The 17,859-nt window shown below is 70.4% G+C and carries 15 protein-coding genes, 1 tRNA gene and 1 pseudogene; 11 read left to right on the top strand and 6 right to left on the bottom strand.

What is annotated here, in order from left to right; all coding sequences use genetic code 11:
- Positions 1–151: 151 nt before the first annotated feature.
- Positions 152–622, bottom strand: coding sequence for a thioredoxin-dependent thiol peroxidase (gene bcp / locus EDF50_RS04750; RefSeq protein ID WP_123518338.1), 471 nt, complete (start codon positions 620–622; stop codon positions 152–154).
- Positions 623–718: 96 nt separating this feature from the next.
- Here bcp and EDF50_RS04745 point away from each other — a divergent pair.
- Both EDF50_RS04745 and EDF50_RS04740 read left to right on the top strand, forming a co-directional pair.
- A tRNA-Lys gene (locus tag EDF50_RS04745) sits at positions 719–791 on the top strand.
- A 385-nt stretch (positions 792–1,176) separates the two neighbouring features.
- Positions 1,177–1,962, top strand: coding sequence for an alpha/beta fold hydrolase (locus EDF50_RS04740; RefSeq protein WP_123518337.1), 786 nt, complete (start codon positions 1,177–1,179; stop codon positions 1,960–1,962).
- Between the two features lie 47 nt (positions 1,963–2,009).
- Here the strand turns inward: EDF50_RS04740 and EDF50_RS04735 are convergent, their stop codons facing one another.
- Positions 2,010–3,548, bottom strand: coding sequence for an amino acid permease (locus EDF50_RS04735; RefSeq protein ID WP_123518336.1), 1,539 nt, complete (start codon positions 3,546–3,548; stop codon positions 2,010–2,012).
- A 480-nt stretch (positions 3,549–4,028) separates the two neighbouring features.
- On the opposite strand from EDF50_RS04735, the gene EDF50_RS04730 reads away from it, so the two are divergent.
- From EDF50_RS04730 to EDF50_RS04715, 4 genes are all read left to right on the top strand, one after another.
- Positions 4,029–5,300, top strand: a complete 1,272-nt coding sequence (locus EDF50_RS04730) for a glycine betaine/L-proline ABC transporter ATP-binding protein (protein ID WP_199738588.1) — start codon at positions 4,029–4,031, stop codon at positions 5,298–5,300.
- Positions 5,297–6,253, top strand: coding sequence for a proline/glycine betaine ABC transporter permease (locus EDF50_RS04725; RefSeq protein WP_123518335.1), 957 nt, complete (start codon positions 5,297–5,299; stop codon positions 6,251–6,253). The genes EDF50_RS04730 and EDF50_RS04725 overlap by 4 nt, the downstream gene beginning before the upstream one ends.
- Positions 6,254–6,329: 76 nt before the next feature.
- Positions 6,330–7,244: a glycine betaine ABC transporter substrate-binding protein gene (locus EDF50_RS04720; RefSeq protein WP_123518334.1), complete on the top strand. Its 915-nt coding sequence runs from the start codon at positions 6,330–6,332 to the stop codon at positions 7,242–7,244.
- A 224-nt stretch (positions 7,245–7,468) separates the two neighbouring features.
- A complete protein-coding gene (locus tag EDF50_RS04715) occupies positions 7,469–7,708 on the top strand; it encodes a hypothetical protein (protein WP_148076755.1) in 240 nt (79 codons plus the stop codon).
- A 66-nt stretch (positions 7,709–7,774) separates the two neighbouring features.
- Here the strand turns inward: EDF50_RS04715 and EDF50_RS04710 are convergent, their stop codons facing one another.
- Complete coding sequence (locus EDF50_RS04710) at positions 7,775–8,500, bottom strand: alpha/beta hydrolase (RefSeq protein WP_233570308.1); 726 nt, start codon at positions 8,498–8,500, stop codon at positions 7,775–7,777.
- A gap of 151 nt (positions 8,501–8,651) precedes the next feature.
- Here EDF50_RS04710 and EDF50_RS04705 point away from each other — a divergent pair, with 151 nt between their 5' ends.
- Positions 8,652–9,944, top strand: coding sequence for a mechanosensitive ion channel family protein (locus EDF50_RS04705; protein ID WP_123518331.1), 1,293 nt, complete (start codon positions 8,652–8,654; stop codon positions 9,942–9,944).
- 69 nt (positions 9,945–10,013) lie between these two features.
- Here EDF50_RS04705 and EDF50_RS04700 read toward each other — a convergent pair whose 3' ends face one another.
- Positions 10,014–10,193, bottom strand: coding sequence for a hypothetical protein (locus EDF50_RS04700; RefSeq protein ID WP_123518330.1), 180 nt, complete (start codon positions 10,191–10,193; stop codon positions 10,014–10,016).
- Positions 10,194–10,315: 122 nt separating this feature from the next.
- Between EDF50_RS04700 and EDF50_RS04695 the strand changes: the two genes are divergently transcribed.
- Entirely contained in the window at positions 10,316–11,470 is a 1,155-nt protein-coding gene (locus EDF50_RS04695; RefSeq protein WP_123518329.1) for an SLC13 family permease, read from the top strand.
- A 65-nt stretch (positions 11,471–11,535) separates the two neighbouring features.
- On the opposite strand, the pseudogene EDF50_RS04690 reads toward EDF50_RS04695, so the two are convergent.
- Positions 11,536–12,270: pseudogene (locus EDF50_RS04690) on the bottom strand (sugar phosphate isomerase/epimerase family protein); the annotation flags it as partial.
- 130 nt (positions 12,271–12,400) lie between these two features.
- Here EDF50_RS04690 and EDF50_RS04685 point away from each other — a divergent pair.
- Positions 12,401–13,417, top strand: coding sequence for a LacI family DNA-binding transcriptional regulator (locus tag EDF50_RS04685; RefSeq protein WP_148076754.1), 1,017 nt, complete (start codon positions 12,401–12,403; stop codon positions 13,415–13,417).
- 39 nt (positions 13,418–13,456) lie between these two features.
- Here EDF50_RS04685 and EDF50_RS04680 read toward each other — a convergent pair whose 3' ends face one another.
- Positions 13,457–15,706 (bottom strand): glycoside hydrolase family 36 protein, encoded by a 2,250-nt coding sequence (locus EDF50_RS04680; RefSeq protein WP_158612625.1) that lies wholly within the window; start codon positions 15,704–15,706, stop codon positions 13,457–13,459.
- A 198-nt stretch (positions 15,707–15,904) separates the two neighbouring features.
- Here EDF50_RS04680 and EDF50_RS04675 point away from each other — a divergent pair, with 198 nt between their 5' ends.
- Positions 15,905–16,882: a carbohydrate ABC transporter permease gene (locus tag EDF50_RS04675; protein WP_123518326.1), complete on the top strand. Its 978-nt coding sequence runs from the start codon at positions 15,905–15,907 to the stop codon at positions 16,880–16,882.
- Positions 16,883–16,891: 9 nt separating this feature from the next.
- Positions 16,892–17,854, top strand: a complete 963-nt coding sequence (locus EDF50_RS04670) for a carbohydrate ABC transporter permease (RefSeq protein WP_123518325.1) — start codon at positions 16,892–16,894, stop codon at positions 17,852–17,854.
- Positions 17,855–17,859: the final 5 nt, after the last annotated feature.

The following is a 17,859-nucleotide window of genomic DNA, read 5'->3' as shown; positions in this document are numbered from 1 at the left end:
CGTCTTTCTTCCGGGGGGGTGGGTTTTTTTTTGGGGCGCCCCCCCCCCCGGCGGGGGGGGGGGGGGGGGGGGCCCCCCCCGGGGGGGGGGGGGGGGGCGCGCCCCCCCCCCCCCCCCCCCCCGCCTCCTGCGCTCGCGTCGACGACCGGTGTCAGTCGAGTCCGAGCTTCTTGCGGAGCGACGCCACGTGCCCCGTCGCCTTGACGTTGTAGAGCGGCAGCTCGACGGCGCCCTGTTCATCGACCACGAACGTCGACCGGATCGTGCCCGTCACGATGCGGCCGTAGTTGTTCTTCTCGCCGTAGGCGCCGTACGCTTGGTGCACCGTCAGCTCGGGGTCGCTCAGCAGCGGGAAGTTCAGGCCCTGTTCCTCCTTGAACGTCAGGAGGGCCGCGGGCTCGTCCTTCGAGACGCCCAACACCTGGTAGCCCGACGACGTCAACGAGTTGATGTTGTCCCGGAAGTCGCACGCCTCGGTGGTGCAACCCGGCGTCGACGCCGCCGGGTAGAAGTACACGATGACCTTCCGGCCGGCGTAGTCGGCCAGCGAGACGGGTGAACCGTTCTCGTCGTCGAGGGTGAACGTCGGCGCCGCAGCGCCCTTCTCGAGCTTCGTGGACATGGTGCTCCGATCTGCGGACGCCACGACGGCGCCGATGGTTCTGGGAGGGTCAGAACTCATGCTAGTGTTGACCGTCGTTGCGAGAGATCGCAGCACGCACCTCTAGCTCAATTGGCAGAGCAACTGACTCTTAATCAGTGGGTTCTCGGTTCAAGTCCGAGGGGGTGCACGAAAGAATTGGGTCCCCCGTGTTCTGCTCGGCAGAACCGGGGGATTCTTTCGTCGTACGGGTGTGGTCCACTCCGCGGCCCCCCCCCCCGCACGGGGCGCGGGCCGGGCCCCCCAGGTCGGCGTTGCACGGGGGTGGCGTCGCTTCGCTCGTCATGGGGTGCGGGGGCGCGCCCGCGTCTCAGCGACGTCGGCGCGAGGGCGCCGGAACCGTGGCGACGCGGCGGGCCAGGGGCGCCGTGACCCGGTGCCGTCGGGCAGAGCGATCGTCTCGTCGTGGCCGGAGGACCGACTGCGGCGGGATGTGCTCGAGCGCTTGCCCGACTCGCTCTCACCCTCGTAACGTATCAATGTCATCTACCGGTTCTCGAGCGATTGGTCACCTCATGCCCTCTTTCTTCCCCGCAGAGTTCGAAGTCTTCGAAGCCGGCGCCCCCGGCGCCCGCATCGCTCTCGTGCTCCACGGTGGCGGTGGCCCGCAGACCGTCGCGCCGGTCGTCGAGCACCTCGCGTCCTCGTTCCACGTCGTCGCCCCGACGCACCCGGGATGGAACGGCACCTCAAGATCCGACGAGATCGGCTCCATCGCGGCCCTCGCCAGCACCTACCTCGAACACCTCCACGCTGCTGGCGGCCACGACGTGGTCCTGGTCGGGTCCTCCATCGGCGGATGGATAGCCCTCGAGATGGCCGTGCAGGCCGCAGCGGACGGGAAGTACGTGGGCCTGATCGGCGCCGTGATCGACATCGACGGTGTCGGCGTCGTCGTCGAGGACGCACCGATCGCGGACTTCTTCGCGTTGGATGCCCGCGGCCTCGCCGAGGTCGCCTGGCACGACCCCGACCGCGGTTACACGGACCCGGCCGTGCTCACCGAGCAGCAGCGAGCCGTGCAGCAGTCCAACGAGCGGGCCATGGCCGAGATCGCCGGCCGGGGGATGAGTGACGAGACACTCCTCGGTCGACTCGGCACGGTCGCCGTGCCGGTCCTCGTCGTCTTCGGCGAGAGCGACCGGTTCGTCACCCCCGCCTACGGTCGCGCCGTCGCCGAAGCGATCCCGGGCGGCGAGTTCGCCGAGGTCGCCGCTGCCGGGCACCTGCCCCAGCTGGAGAACCCCGAGGCCACGTGGGCCGTCATCGACTCGTTCGTGACCCGCTGCCAGCTACCGTGACCCACTCTTGACCGCAGGTCGAACGTGCCCCCGCGGCGGCTCAGGTATCACTGACCGTCGCGGGGGACCTGCGAGGAGGCGTCGCGGCCGGTCACGGGGTACGGGCCGGTCATGCCCTCGCGGAGGCGGGCGGCCGCGAGGATGCGGTCGCGCTGCAGGTGCCAACCGAGCATCAGCAACGGGATGATCACGACCAGTGACATCACCGTGAACGACCCGATCGGCCAGTCGATCGCCATCAGCACGACCACGGCGAGCAAGAACGCCAGCGTCAGGTAGCTGGTGACCGGAGCACCCGGTAGCTTGAACGACGGCTCTTTCGCCTTGCCCTCCTTGGCCCACTGACGCAGGCGCATCTGGCACAGGATGATCGTGCCCCACGCCGTCAGGATGCCCAGCGACGCGATGTTCAACACGATCTCGAACGCCGTGTTCGCCCCGACGATCGCGTTCAAGAACACGCCCAACAAGGTGATGCTCGCGGTCAGCAGGATGCCGCCGAACGGCACCCCGCCCTTCGACATCTTCGTCGTGAACTTCGGCGCCGACCCGTTCATGCCCATCGAGTGCAGCACCCGCCCGGTCGAGTACAGCCCCGCGTTGAGGCTCGACAGCGCGGCCGTGACGACCACGAAGTTCATGATCGACCCCGCGACGTCGCCCACCTCGGGGCTGCCGATGCTGCTGAAGAACGTGACGAAGGGGCTCTCGCCGGCCTTGTACGCCGTGTACGGCAGCAGCAACGACAGCAGCACCAGCGACCCGACGTAGAACACCGCGATGCGGATGATGACCGTGTTGATCGCGCGAGGCACGACCTTCTCGGGGTTCTGGGTCTCACCCGACGCCGTGCCGACCAACTCGATCGCCGCGTAGGCGAAGACGACGCCCTGCACCACGATCACGGCCGGGAGGAGGCCGTTCGGCAGGATGCCCGACGACGCCACGAGGCCCCAACCGGTGTCGACGGCGGCGCCGTCGTGCGTGACGGGGAACGCCGCCGCGAGCCACACGACGCCGACCACGAGGAACACCACGAGCGCGGCGACCTTGATGATGGCGAACCAGAACTCCATCTCGCCGAAGACCTTCACCGCCAACAGGTTGACCGAGAGCACCACGGCGAGGGCGACCAGGGCCAGCAGCCAGTCGGGTGCCGCCGTGAAGGCCGACCAGTAGTGCAGGTAGAGGGCGACGGCGGTGACGTCGACGATGGCCGTCATGGCCCAGTTCAAGAAGTACATCCAGCCCGCCGCGTACGCGAACTTCTCGCCGAAGAACTCGCGGGCGTACGAGACGAACGACCCCGACGACGGGCGGTGCAGCACCAACTCGCCCAGGGCACGCAGGATGAAGAACGCGAACACGCCGCAGATCGCGAACACGATCGCGAGCGCCGGGCCGGCCGACGCCAGTCGACCACCGGCCCCGAGGAAGAGCCCCGTGCCGATCGCGCCACCGATGGCGATCATCTGGAGCTGACGCGGCTTGAGGCCGTGCTGGAAGCCCTCTTGCTCGTGCGAGAAGTCTTGAGGGAGGTGCGTCTCGGTGGAGGCTTCGCCGCCCCCGTTCGTGGGACTCGTCATGGCTCGACCGTAGCCCGTATCTGTTCCGTCCGCCTAAACGTGACATGACAGGCGAATGCCCAGGAGGCGCGGGGGTCATTCACACGCCGGTAACGAATGGGACACGATCGGGATCCCCGCAGACATGGGCGACACGCCGGGACGGGGTACGCCGATGGTCCCCTGGTGGTGGGTTCGCAATTCGGATCAACGACAGATGTCGGCTACGTTCGTGGAGGCCCGGGAGACCGGGCCCGTCATCATCAGGACGCGCCGACCGATGGTCCGACCAGTTCGGGTTCCGGTCGTCGTACGGTCTGGTGACGCGAGGGTCCGGTCCCATGACCGGCCCGGCGGAGGTCAGGTTCGCCCCGTGTCATCACGGTGGGCTTGAGCCGACACGATCCGCACGCGTCGTCGACCCGTCCGCCCGACCCGATCGCCGCCGACGGCGAACCGGCCCGAGCGGCCGGTGCCCCCTCGGCGTGCCTGGAGACACCCGTGACCACTACGCCTGCCGTGCGTGCCCGGAACCTGTACAAGGTGTTCGGCCGCCGACCCAAGGACGCCGTCGCCCGACTCGAGGCCGGCGCGTCACGCACCGAGGCCGCGGGCCTCGGCACCGCCGCCGTCATCGACGCCTCGTTCGACGTCCAGCCCGGTGAGATCTTCGTCGTGATGGGGCTGTCCGGCTCGGGCAAGTCGACCCTCATCCGCATGCTGAACGGTCTGCTGGAGCCCACGTCGGGCTCGGTCGAGGTCGCGGGCTCCGCCATCTCGGACGTGCCCGCCAAGCGGCTCCGCGAGGTGCGTCGTCAGAACGTGTCGATGGTGTTCCAGCACTTCGCCCTGCTGCCGCACCGCACCGTCATCGACAACGTCGCCTACGGTCTCGAGGTGCAGGGGGTCGCGAAGGCGGCCCGCCTGGCCAAGGCCAGGGAGGTCACCGAGATCGTCGGCCTCGCCGGGTGGGAGGACAAGCTGCCGAGTCAGCTCTCGGGCGGCATGCAGCAGCGCGTCGGCCTCGCCCGCGCCCTCGCCGCCGAGACCGACATCCTGCTGATGGACGAGGCGTTCTCCGCCCTCGACCCGCTGATCCGCCGCGAGATGCAGGAGCAGCTCGTCGAACTGCAGGCGAAGCTCGGCAAGACCATCGTCTTCATCACCCACGACCTGAACGAGGCGATGTTCCTCGGGGACCGCATCGCGGTGATGCGGGACGGCCGCATCGTCCAGATCGGCACGCCCGAGGACATCCTCACCGACCCCGCCAACGACTACGTCGCCCAGTTCGTGCAGGACGTCGACCGGGCGCGCGTCCTCACCGCCGCGAGCGTCATGGAGCCCGCCCGGGCCGTGGTCCCGCTGACCGTCGGCCCCCGCGGTGCCCTGCGCTCGCTGCGCGACCTGCAGACCGCCGCCCTGTTCGTCACGGGCCGCGACCGCAAACTGCTCGGCTGGGTGCGTGACCGCCACGTCATGCGCCAGGTCAAGGCGAACGACACCGACCTCGCCGCCATCGTCAACGCCGAGTTCTCGAAGGTCGGGCCCGAGGCGGCCCTCGTCGACCTCTTCGAGCTGGCCGTCGAGAGCCCCCTGCCGATCGCGGTCGTCGACGGCGCCGACCGCCTCCTCGGCGTCATCCCGAGGGTCACGCTGCTCGCGGCGCTCGGCAACGTCGACACGACGACGTCGCCCATCCCCGTGCTCGAGCCCGTCACCCGCATCTCGGACGTCGAGCTCGACGCCACCCTCGAAGGAGCCATCCGATGAACGAGTACCTGCGCATCCCCTTCGGCTCCTGGGTCTCGGAGGTCGTCGACTGGATCACCACCCACCTCGGCGGCTTCTTCGACGTCATCCGTCTCGTCTTCACGTTCTTCTACGAGTGGGTCGCGTACTTCTTGAGCGCGCCTCCGTTCTGGGCGGTCGTCATCGTGATCGCGGCCCTCGCGTTCGTCGCCAAGGGCTGGAAGTTCTCGGTCGGCACGGCCGTCGGCCTGCTGTTCATCGGCACGGTCAACCAGTGGGACAACGCGATGTCGAGTCTCGCCCTCGTGCTCGTCGCCAGCACGCTCGCGATCGCGCTGAGCATCCCGCTCGGCGTGCTCGCCGCGAAGTCGAGCGTCGCGTCGCAGATCATCCGGCCCGTGCTCGACTTCATGCAGACGACGCCCGCGTTCGTCTACCTCATCCCGGCCCTGCTGCTGTTCCGCGTGGGCGTCGTGCCCGGAATCGTCGCGACCATCGTCTTCGCGATGGCCCCCGGCGTCCGCCTGACCGAGCTCGGCATCCGCGGAGTCGACAAAGAGGTGGTCGAGGCCGGCCAGGCGTTCGGCTCGTCGCCGTGGCGCATCCTCCGACAGATCCAGCTGCCGCTCGCGAAGCCCAGCATCATGGCCGGCGTCAACCAGGTCATCATGCTCTCGCTCTCGATGGTCGTCATCGCCGGCATGGTCGGCGCGGGCGGACTCGGCGGCGACATCGTCGCCAGCCTCAACCGCATCGACGTGGGGCTGGGCGCCGAGGCCGGCATCTCGGTCGTCATCCTGGCGATCGTGCTCGACCGCATGACGGCGGCCCTCGGGTCCGACCGTCACAGTCGACGGGTGGCCCGGGCGCAGAACCGCCGGTCCGTCCCGCCGGCCCCGGCCCCGGCCCGTCCCGAGGCCGAGCAGCCCCTGCCCCCCACCGACCGCCGCGAACCCGCGACGGCCTCGGTCTAGACCCCGACCACCTGCGGGACGGGAGCAGCCTTCGCCCACCCCGACCCGCGCCTCCTGCACCACCCGAAAGGACCACATGAAGAAGCGCACCATCGCCGCATCGATCGCCCTCGGCACCACCGCCGTCCTCGCACTCGCGGCCTGCTCGCCCCCCGGCAGCAGCTCGTCGGCCGACGCCGAGACGCTCGACAACGGCGACCAGGCCGTCGTCGACCTCGCCGTGTTCAACGGCTGGGACGAGGGCATCGCGGCCTCGTGGCTGTGGAAGACCGTCCTCGAGGAGGAGGGCTACACGGTCAACCTGAAGCCGGCCGACGTCGCTCCCGTCTACAGCGGCCTCACCACCGACGACTACGACGTCGTGCTCGACACCTGGCTGCCCACGACCCACGCGTCGTACATCGAGCAGTACGGTGACGACCTGACCGACCTCGGCGCCTGGAACGACGGCGCCAAGCTCGCGGTGGCCGTGAACGAGGACGCCCCCATCGACTCGCTCGACGAACTGGCGGCCAACGCCGACCTGTTCGGCGGCAAGATCGTCGGCATCGAGCCGGGCGCGGGTCTCACGGCCGCCGTGCAGGACGAGACCATCCCGACCTACGGCCTGAGCGACCTGCAACTGCAGACCTCGTCGACCGCCGCCATGCTCACCGAGCTGAAGAGCGCGACCGACGCGGGCGAGAACATCGCCGTCACGCTCTGGAGCCCGCACTGGGCCTACGACGCGTTCCCGATCAAGGACCTCGCCGACCCCGAGGGCACCCTGGGCGACGCCGAGGGTATCCACTCGTTCGGTGGCAAGAGCTTCACCGCGAACTTCCCGCAGCTGACCGAGTGGCTGCAAGGATTCACGATGGACACCGAGACCCTGTCCTCGTTGGAGAACGCCATGTTCAACGGCGAGGAGGTCGACGGCGACGACTACGCCCCCGTCGTCGAGAAGTGGATCTCCGAGAACCAGGACTACGTCGACGGCCTCACCAGCTGATCAGTCCCGTACCCGACGTCGCCCCGGCCGAGCCCCGCTCGCCCGGGGCGTCGCCGTGTCGGTCGTCCGGCCGGGTGACGGAGCCGGGTGAAACCACAGCTGGACGACACCCGACGCACAGCCAACCCCGAGGTCACACCCCGGGAGGCGCGGGTAGCGTCGTCGTCGGACGTCACCGAGACGTCCCCGCACCACCCGCACCAGCACCACGAGAGGCACCACCCGTGAGCACCACCGCACCGTCCGACGTCCTGAGGAGAATGGCCCGCGTCATCACGCGCACCGTCTCGTCCGACCTCGTCCAGGTGTCGACCCCCGACCGCGTTCTCGGCCACGTCCGGGCCGAGCAGGGCGTGTTCGTCGCCCTGCGCGGTGCCGACCCCCGCTGGGGTGAGGTCGTCGGACGTTATCCCTCCGAGGGTCTCGCGCTCGAGGCGCTGCGGCAGCGCAAGCGCTCCATCTGATCCACCGCCGCGCCGAGTCGTGGTCGCCCCGGGCCCACCGGTCGGTCGTGAGAATCGCCCGGGCGCCTAGCCACCGACGCCGGCGAAGAACGACGTGAGCTGGCGCGTGATCCGGTCGCGCGCCTCCTCGTCCGAGATGGCGGCCGAACCGTCGCCCGACTGCTCGCCGTAGCTGCCGAACTGCGCGTGGTTCGACCCGTCGATCTCGACCACCGACGCGCTTCCCGGCAGCATGTCGCGGTCCTTCGCGGTCTTCGCCGGGGTGCTCAGGCCGTCTTCGGAACCGCCGAGGCTGAGGACCGCCAGCTCGTCGTCGTCCGAGAGGTCGGTGGTCGCGCAGTACGAGCCGAGGAGCACCAGCGCGTCCACCGACCGATCGTCGGCGGCGTACCGACAGGCGCGAACGCCGCCGAGCGAGTGGCCGCCGACGGCCCACGTGTCGACGTCGGGCGCGAGGGCGGTGAAGGTCGACAGCGGACGTGGGTCGAGGATGCCGAACCCGAGAGTGGGTCGTTCGACGACGACGGTGATGCCGGTCGCGACGAGCCCCGCGAAGGTCTGCTCATAAGCCTGCGGGTCGACCCGGGCGCCCGCGACGAAGACGAGACCCTGGCCGGTGGACGCCGTCTCGGCGGGTCGCATGACGACCGTGTCGGGCGTGCTGGTGACGGCGACCCGGTCGTCGTCGGCGACCGCCGCGAGCGAGGCCGCGGTGGCCGACATGGGGGTCTTCGCCCAGACGAAGAACCCCGTGGCCGCGAGCACGACGCCGGCGAAGAGCCCGAGTGCCACGCCCTTCAGCGCGCGTCGCCGACGAGACCGGTGACGCGACGGCGTCGGGGGCGTGGCGGGCTCGTGACGGGAAGCTGTGGATCGTCTCACCGTTCCATCGTCCCAGGGTCGAGCCCCGACGGAGCAGGGCGTCTTGCGACAGGCTCGAGGGATGCCCTGGATACAACTCGTCATCTCACTCGTCGCCGCCGTCGTCCTCACGTTCGTCGTCTCGGCCGTCGTCGGCGCGGTCGTCGGCGTCGTCGCCAAGCGCAAGGAGTGGGCTCAGGCGTTCGTGACGCGCATGCGACGACCGTTCCGCGCGACGCTGCTCGTCGTCCTGCTCGTCGTCGCCCTGACCACGTCGTTCGACTCGCTGCTGCCCGCCGACTACCCGGGGGAGGGCTGGGTGTCGCAGTCCTTCCGCTGCGCGATCATCGTCGTCGTCGCCTGGTTCGTGGGCGCCCTGGCGATCTTCTTCGAGGACCTCGGCCTGTCGCGCTACCGGGTCGACACCCCCGACAACCGGGTGGCCCGTCGCGTCCGGACGCAGGTGCTCATCCTGCGCCGGCTGACGGTGGCCCTGATCGTCATCCTCGCCGCGGGCACCGTGCTGCTCGGGTTCCCGGGAGTCGAGGCCGTGGGCGCGAGCGTCCTCGCCAGTGCGGGGCTGGTCTCCGTCGTCGCCGGACTCGCGGCGCAGTCGACGTTGGCCAACGTCTTCGCCGGCATCCAACTGGCGTTCAGCGACGCCATCCGCATCGACGACGTGGTCGTGGTCGAGGGCCAGTGGGGTCTGATCGAGGAGATCACCCTGTCGTACGTCGTCGTCCACGTCTGGGACGACCGCCGCCTCGTGCTCCCGTCGACGTACTTCACCACGACGCCGTTCGAGAACTGGACGCGGCGCACGAGCGAACTGCTCGGGGCCGTCGAGTTCGACCTCGACTGGCGCGTCGACCCCGGTGCCATGCGCAAGGAGCTCGACGTGATCCTGGCGGGCACCGACCTCTGGGACGGCCGCACCAAGGTGCTGCAGGTCACCGACGCCCAGGCCGGCTACGTGAGGGTGCGCGTCCTGGTGACCGCCAAGGACGCCCCCACCCTGTTCGACCTGCGCTGCCTCGTCCGCGAGGACCTCATCGCGTGGTTGCACGCGAAGAGCCCCCAGTCGATCCCGCGGACGCGCGTCCAGATGGTCGAGGCCGAGCCCGCACCGAAGGGCAGGGCCCACCGCTCGTCGTCGGACGCCTCGGGCCTGTTCAGCGGCGACAACGCCGGCTCCGAGCGCACCGCGTTGTTCACGGCCGCGATCCCGATCCACGACATCGCCGACTACGAGGCCTCGCTCGGCGCCGAGGCGGAACACGATCCGCACGTCGCGGGCCGCCCGGGTGGCCGGCCCGTCGGTCGGCCCGACGGCGACCCGAGCGGGCCGACGCCCGGGGTCGACGGACGTCGCTGACGCGACCACCGGACGCAGGAGGCGCGCCCCGCCAGAGCGGGACGCGCCTCCTCGGTGACTCCGCCGACGTCAGTCGTCGTCGTTCGCGGCCTCGACGACGTTGCCCACGGCGATCGCGGTCGAGGCCGCCCAGCTGACGGCCATCAGGGCCAGTCGCCAGTCACGGGGACCGGCGCTGAGGCTGCGGAGCAGACTGATGCCGGAGAAGATGGCGCTGATGATCGCGCCGTTGAAGAGGAATTTGCGCACGGTGGGGCTCCCAGGGGTCGTTTCGCCCACGGTACCGCGTGACGTCGCGGGAGTCCGGCTGGGGGTAGGTTGAGCTGCCCGGCGTCCCGTGCCGGTGCGTCCCGCGGTCGAAGGAGAATGCCGTGCGCACTGCCGTGCTCGGAGGAGTGTTCGTGGTGCTCGGCCTCGTGGCCGTGGCCACCGGGGTCCTGACCGGTGACGAACTGCTCGCCCTCGTCGAGCGGGTCGCTCCCGTGCTGGGCTTCGTCGTCGGCCTGACCATCGTCGCCGAGCTGGCGGCGGAGGCCGGGCTCTTCGCCTGGCTGGCGTCCGCCTCGGCCCGGCTCGCCGGAGGGCGCGTGTCCGTGCTGTGGCTCCTGGTGGTCGCGCTCGCCGTGCTGTGCACGGTGTTCCTCTCTCTCGACACGACGGCGGTGCTGCTCACACCCGTCGTCGTGATCGTCGCCCGGCACGCAGGCCTGCCCCCGATGCCGTTCGCCCTGACGACGGTGTGGCTCGCGAACTGCGCCTCGATGCTGCTCCCGGTCTCGAACCTCACCAACCTGCTCGCCCTGCACGAGCTCGGCTCACCGGCGCCGGTGCAGTTCGCCGCCCTGGTCGCCCCGGCGGCCGTGGTGGGCGTCGCCGTCCCCGTCGTGGCGATCGGACTGCGCTACCGCCGTCAGCTGGTCGGCCGCTTCGAGGCGCCGGCATCCGAGCCCGTGGCCGACCGCGTGCTCTTCGGCGTCGCCGCGGTCGCGACGGGACTCCTCGTGCCGGCCCTCGTCTCGGGCGTCGAGGTCTGGATCCCCGCGGCGATCGCGGCGCTGGTGCTCGTCGTGGCCACGGCCGTGCGCCGGCGCGGCGTCCTGCGGCTCGGGCTCGTGCCCTGGGGCACGCTGCTCTTCGCGGGCGGACTCTTCCTCGTCGTGGAGGCCGCCCACTCGCTCGGCCTGGCCGACCTGCTCGGCGCCGTGGTCGGCACGGGCGACCAGCTGCCCGACCTGTTGCGGCTCGCGGGCGGCAGCGCCGTCGCCGCGAACGTCGCGAACAACCTGCCGGCCTACCTCGCCCTCGAGCCGGTGGCGGGGTCGCCGCTGCGGCTCGTCGCCGTGCTCATCGGGGTGAACATCGGTTGCCTCGTCACGCCGTGGGCGTCGCTCGCGACGCTGCTCTGGCACTCGCGGCTGTCCTCGATGGGGGTCGAGGTCGCGTGGGGGCGGTTCATGCTCGCCGGACTCGGCGTGGCGGCGATCGCCGTACCGCTGGCGGTCGTCGCGACCGTGCTCTTCGTCTGAGCGGCGCGGACGTCCACGCCCGGCGCAGGGACGGTCGCGAGGTGACGGCGCGCGAAGGCGAGCGTCCGTCTCAGCTGACCGAGCCGCGCCTCCTCGCCCCCGTCGGTGTGCACCTCGGCGGCGACGACTCCGGACCACCCCGACCGGGCCAGGTGGGTCAGCACCTCGGCGACGGGCTGCGTGCCACGACCCGGCACCCGGTGCTGGTCGTGCAGACCACCCGGGCGGGACGACACGACGCCGTCGGCCAGGTGGACGTGACGCAGCCGTGGCCCGAGCGCCAGGGCGAGGTCGAGGGCGTCGCGGCCGGCGACGGCGGCATGTGAGAAGTCGAGGGTGGTCGCGTCCACGTCGACGGTCGAGGGGTCGTGCCCGGGGCGGTACGGGTCGAACCCGGCCGGTCCGAGTCGCAGGGGGAACATGTTCTCGACCGCGAGGGTGACGCCCGTCGACTCGGCGATCCCGCGGACGGCGTCCACGAAGCGGGCCGAGAACGACCTCTGCCAGACGAACGGCGGGTGGACGACGACGGTCGTGGCGCCCAGCTCGCGTGCCAGCTCGGCCGAGCGTCTCACCTTGTCGACCTGGTCGCGGCCGAAGGCGAAGTGCGCGACCGGCAGCACCGGGGCGTGCACCGAGAGCACGGGCAGGCCCCAGCGCGCGGTCGTCGCGTGGAGCAGGTCGGCGCGCCGGGTCGTGCGGTCGGCGGTCACCATCACCTCGACCCCGTCGAAGCCGGTGAGTCGCGCGAGGCGGAAGGCCTCGTCGGTCGACAGGGGGAAGACGCAGGACGTGCTCATTCCGACCGTGATCACGCCGCCAGGCTACGACCGGCGTGCGGCGGCGACGCCGTGGGGCTCGTGAACGGTCCGCGAACTCGTGGCGAACGATCCGGCCGCGTCGGCGGGGACCGGCCACTACGCTCGGGGCATGGCTGCCGACCACCCCGGGAAACAGCCCGGCATCGCCGACGTCGCGCGGCTGGCCGGGGTGTCGATCGCCACGGTCTCGCGGGTGCTGAACGGCAGCGAACAGGTCAGCGATCGGCGACGCGCGACCGTCCGCCGGGCCGTCGACGAGCTCGGCTACCGTCCCAACGAGGCGGCGCGGGCGCTGGTCAGCGGCCGCAACCGTCTGGTCGGCGTGCTGACCGGCGACACCTCGCGCTACGGCTACGCCTCGACCATCCAGGGGATACAAGAGGCGGCCATGGCTCACGGCCTGCTCGTGACGGTGGCGGTGGTCCCCGGCGAGCACCCCGACGACGTCCGTGCGGCCGTCGAACTCCTGTTGAGCCTGCCGCTGGCCGGGGTCATCGGCATCGAGTTCGACCGGCCGGTCAGCCTGGCGCTCGAGTCGCTTCCCCGCGCCCTGCCCGCGGCGACCGCCACGTTGATGGGCACGCACGTCTCAGGGCTGCCCCACGCCTACATCGACGACGAGCTCGGTGCCCGCCTCGCGACCGACCACCTGCTCGACCTGGGCCACGCCACGGTCCACCACCTGTCGGTCGACCACCCGTCCGAGTCGGGACTCGGCCGCAGCTACGGCTACCTCAGGGCCCTCGCCGATCGAGGGGTCGACGCGCCGCCCGTGGTGCCGACGGGGTGGCACCCGCTCCAGGCCCGCGACGCCGTCCTGCACTCGATCGGCCCCGAGGTCACGGCGCTCTTCTGCTTCAACGACGACGTCGCCATGGGGGCCGTGCGGGCGCTCGCCGAACAGGGCAGACGCGTGCCCGACGACGTGAGCGTGGTCGGGTTCGACGACGCCCCGTCGTCGCAGGTGCTGACGCCGTCGCTCACGAGCGTGCGGATGGACTTCCGCGGTCTCGGACGCGCCGTGCTCGAGCAGCTCGTCGCGCGGGTCGAGGGCGTCGAGCGGCCCGACGACGTCGAACTGCCGCCGCTGCTCGTCGAGCGCGAGAGCAGCGCGCCACCCCGCTGACGGAGGACGCGCCGCCCGGTCGGCGCGTCCCCGGCCGGCTCAGGAGGCGCGGGTCACCCGGTACACGCGCGCGCCGACACCGGCGTCCGGCGTCTCCAGGCGCAGACCGGCATCGGTCCGGATCGCCGTCCAGGCCGCCCCGGTGCTCGCCGGCGGGTAGACCTGCTCGACCTGCAGGTCGTCGGAGCCGAGGTGCGGCAGCGAGAGCTCGACCGTGGCGTCGGCGTGGGCCTGTCGCCAGGCGATCAGGTAGGTCTCGTCGTCGTCGTCCGCCGCTGCGGGCACGTCGAAGGCGACGGTCGTCCAGGCGTCGTCCCACGAGGGCAGCCCGGTGGGGAACCTCGGGGTCGATCGTGCCAGGGCGCCCCGCATGCGTTTGTGCACGGCGACCGCCTCGGCGACCAGGTCGAGACGGTGCTCGTCCATGCCGCTGAGGACGCCGGCCTGGTACAGGCGTCCGGCGAGCCCGGTGCACTCGGTGAAGACGATCATCTCGTCGCTCATGTCGGGCTGCGGGTACGCCCAGTTGCCGGCCTGTTCGGGCAGCACGTGGGCGAGGGCTCCGACCGCGATCGCCGGGTAGAGCAACGGGTCCTGCTGATCGGAGGTCGATTGCAGCTGCAGGACGCCGAGCATGCCGAAGTCCGAGCGCATGGCGCCCGAACCGCAGTTCTCGAGCACGAGGTCGGGGTGCCGGTCGAGCACCGTCTCGAGCCACGACAGCAGGGCCCGGTTGTGCTCGAGCAGGCCGTCCCCGACCGATTCGGCGGCGTGGTCGGTGCCCGCCCCCGGGGTGACGTTGTAGTCCAGCTTGAAGAAACCGACGCCCAGTTCGCCGACGAGGCGGTCGACCGCCTCGTCGAGGTGTGCGCGGGCCTCGGGTGAGCGCAGGTCGAGCAGGTGGCGCTCGTGCTCGACGATGCGGACTCCGCCGCGTTGCAGGAAGGCCGAGTCCGGCAGGGTGCCGGCCGCGCGACTCGTCACGCCCACGACCTCTGGTTCGAGCCACAGCCCGGGCACCATGCCACGGGAACGGATGTGGTCGAGCACCGAGGCGAGCCCGGACGGGAACCGTGCGGTCGAGGGCTGCCAGTCGCCCACGCTGGCCCACCAGCCGGCGGTGTCGTCGTACCAACCGGCGTCGATGCAGAAGTACTCGGCGCCGACGTCGGCCGCGGCGTCGATCAGGGGCAGCAGCTTGCCCTCTGTGGGGTCGCCCTCGAGGGTGTTCATGTAGTCGTTGAACACCACCGGCAGGGTCTCGTCCTGCGGGTGGGGTCGGCGCGTCGCGCGGCGCTGGGCCGTGAGCGCCCCGAAGGCGTCGTCGAGCGTGTCGGCCACGGTGAACGACACGGGCACGCTCGTGAACGAGCGGTCGCCGTCGAGCACGACGGACCAGTGGTGAAGCGTGTCGGTCGGCCCGAGCACGGCCACGTACGCGCCGTCCTCGGAGCGGTCGCCGCGCGGGGGGCCGAAGGGTTTCTCGCTGAAGAGCCGGTCCTCGAGCGGGACCCCGCCATGGCCCCAGTGCGGGCTCTCACCCAGTTCGAACGTCCAGGCGCCGTTGTGCTCGATCTGCCAGGCGAGGGTGCGTCCGCCGACGCGGTCGCGCGCCGCTCCGATCGGATTCGCGATGCCAGAGGACCACGTGCTGAGGCTCGAGACGGCCAGGCGGTTGCGACTCGTCTCGCCCCGGGCCGTGCGGTCGATCGCGGCGAGTCCGGGCGATCTCAGGGGCTTCGAGGTCCACCGGTTCTCGCTGCACCAGCCGCTGTCCGCCCACCACAGGTCGACGTCGTTCGGGGAGTCCGAGACGACCGCGCCCGTCGCGAAGCTCGTGACTGCCCAGACCAGCAGCGGCGCACCGCCCGGCTCGACCGCCACGGTCGTGGTCGTCCTCACGGCCGGGACACCCGTCCGGGCCTCGAACACCGTGGTGGCGACCAGCCCGGACCCCTCGTGCCGCTGCACGATCTCGAGCCGGTCGACACCGGCCGAGCGGGAGGTCGTCGAGTCGACGTAGCGCAGACCCGCCCCGAGCGCGGTGGCGTCGTAGCGGTAGCTGTTGTTGCTGCGACCCCAGGCCGGGGCGAGCACCTCGACGAGCGGCTGTCGCGGCGTGCGATGCCGGGGGAGGGACGAGGAGGCGCGGGTCGCCTCACCGTCCACGCCCAGGTCGTCGATCGCCACCAGGCGCACCGGCCCCTCCGCGTCATGGTCGAACAGCAGCCTGAGCCGGGAGTTGTCCCAGTCGAGGGTGGTCACGCGGGGCGCGTCGGTGAGGGTCACGATGAGCTTCCTTGCACGAGGTGAGTGGTGGTCCTGGCGACTGTAACGGCTACCGATGAATCATGGAAGCGTTTCCATTTCGTTACCTCACCGTTATCTTTCATCGTTGTAACCGTTCTGTCCGCCGGGCACACTGGGGCCACGGTGGCTGCGGCCATCGCCACGTCCGCAACGGTGCGGACGAGACGAAGGAGTCTGATGGCACTCTCGACGCACGATCCGGCACCCCTCACCCGCTCGGCACCCGCGGCGGGACCATCGTCGCCCCCGAGCGTCCCCACCCGGCGGGGAGCGCCTCCGGGGCGTCGTCGTCCCGACGACACGAAACTCGCGCTCCTGTTCGTGCTCCCGGCGGCGATCGGCCTCGTGGTCTTCTACTTCTGGCCGCTGCTGAGGGGCATCTGGCTGAGCTTCACCTCGTGGGACCTGCTCTCACCCGCCGAGTTCGTCGGGCTGGCGAACTACGAGCGCATGATGGCCGATCCGATCTTCTGGAACGCGGCGCGGGTCACCGTCTACTACGTCGTGCTGAACATCGGGTTCCAGACGGTCATCGCCCTCGGCATCGCCGTCCTGATGCAGCGCCTGACCCGTTCCACCCTGCTGAGGGGCGTGATCCTGGCGCCCTACCTCGTCTCGAACGTGGTGGCCGCGCTGGTGTTCCTGTGGATCCTCGACTACCAGTTGGGCATCGGCAACCAGCTGCTCGACTGGGCAGGACTCGACCGCATCGGCTTCTTCACGACCGAGCAGTGGGTCATCCCGACCGTCGCCGGCGTCAACGTCTGGCGCCACATGGGTTACACGGCCCTGCTCATCTTCGCCGGACTGCAGGCGATCCCGGCCAACTACTACGAGGCGGCCCGGGTCGACGGCGCGAGCGAGTTCCGCATGTTCCGGCAGATCACGATGCCGTTGTTGCGGCCGGTGCTCGGGCTCGTCCTGATCATCTCGGTCATCGGTTCGTTCCAGGTCTTCGACACCGTCTCGGTGACGACGAACGGTGGCCCGGTCGACTCGTCGCGACTGCTGCAGGTCTACATCTACGACAAGGCCTTCGCGCAGTTCGACTTCGGCTACGCGTCGACGCTGAGCGTCGCCATGTTGATCATCCTGGTGATCGTCACCTTCTTCCAGTACCGCATCACGCGGGCCGGCCAGACCGACCTGAACTAGGGGCGCACCATGACTCAACTACAGACACGTCCTCGCGACAGCGCACCGACGTCGACCTCCGACCGGGCTCGGCCCGACCGCGTCGCCCGACCGCGCAAGCCCATCCGGTGGGGCCGGGTCGGCGCCTGGGTGGTGATGGGCCTGATCGTGCTCGTCACGGTCTTCCCGTTCTACTGGATCCTGCGCACGGCTCTCTCGAGCAACGGTGCGCTCTACGCCAACGCCACGTCGTTGCTCCCCGTGGACTTCACCTGGAACGGCTTCGCTCGGGTCTTCGGGGCGCAGTCGGTCGAGGACGCCATCGCCGACGGCGGCTCGGGGGCGAAGCTGGACTTCTGGCGGTACCTCGGCAACTCGGTCATCGTCTCGACCACGGTCACGATCTGCCAGGTCTTCTTCTCGTCGATGGCGGCCTACGCGTTCTCGCGTCTCGTCTGGCGCGGGCGCGACCTCGTCTTCGGGTTCTTCCTGCTGTCGTTGATGGTGCCCGTGATCTTCACGCTGCTGCCCAACTTCCTGTTGGTGAAGCAGCTCGGCCTGATCGACACCCTGCTCGGCATCATGCTGCCGTCGCTGTTCATGACCCCGTTCGCCATCTTCTTCCTGCGGCAGTTCTTCCTCAACGTGCCGAAGGAGGTCGAGGAGGCGGCGCTGGTCGACGGGGCGAGCAAGATCGCGATCTTCTTCAAGGTGATCGTGCCCATGTCGGTCGCCCCGATCGCGACGGTCGGCATCTTGACCTACATGACGTCGTGGAACGACTACTTCTGGCCCCTGATGGTCAGCTACACCGACGACTCACGGGTGCTGACGGTGGCTCTGGGGGCCTTCAAGTCCCAGAGTCCGCAGGGAGGCCCGGACTGGTCGGGCCTCATGGCGGCGACGCTCGTCGCGGCGCTTCCGATGATCGTGCTCTTCGGCGTCTTCGCCAAGCGGATCGTCAACAACATCGGCTTCAACGGGATCAAGTGAGGACC

Origin of the sequence: Frigoribacterium sp. PhB24 (assembly GCF_003755185.1) — a bacterium.
Classification (GTDB): domain Bacteria; phylum Actinomycetota; class Actinomycetes; order Actinomycetales; family Microbacteriaceae; genus Frigoribacterium.
Note: the sequence above shows the minus strand (reverse complement) of the source record. Positions and strands in the feature narration are given on the sequence as shown.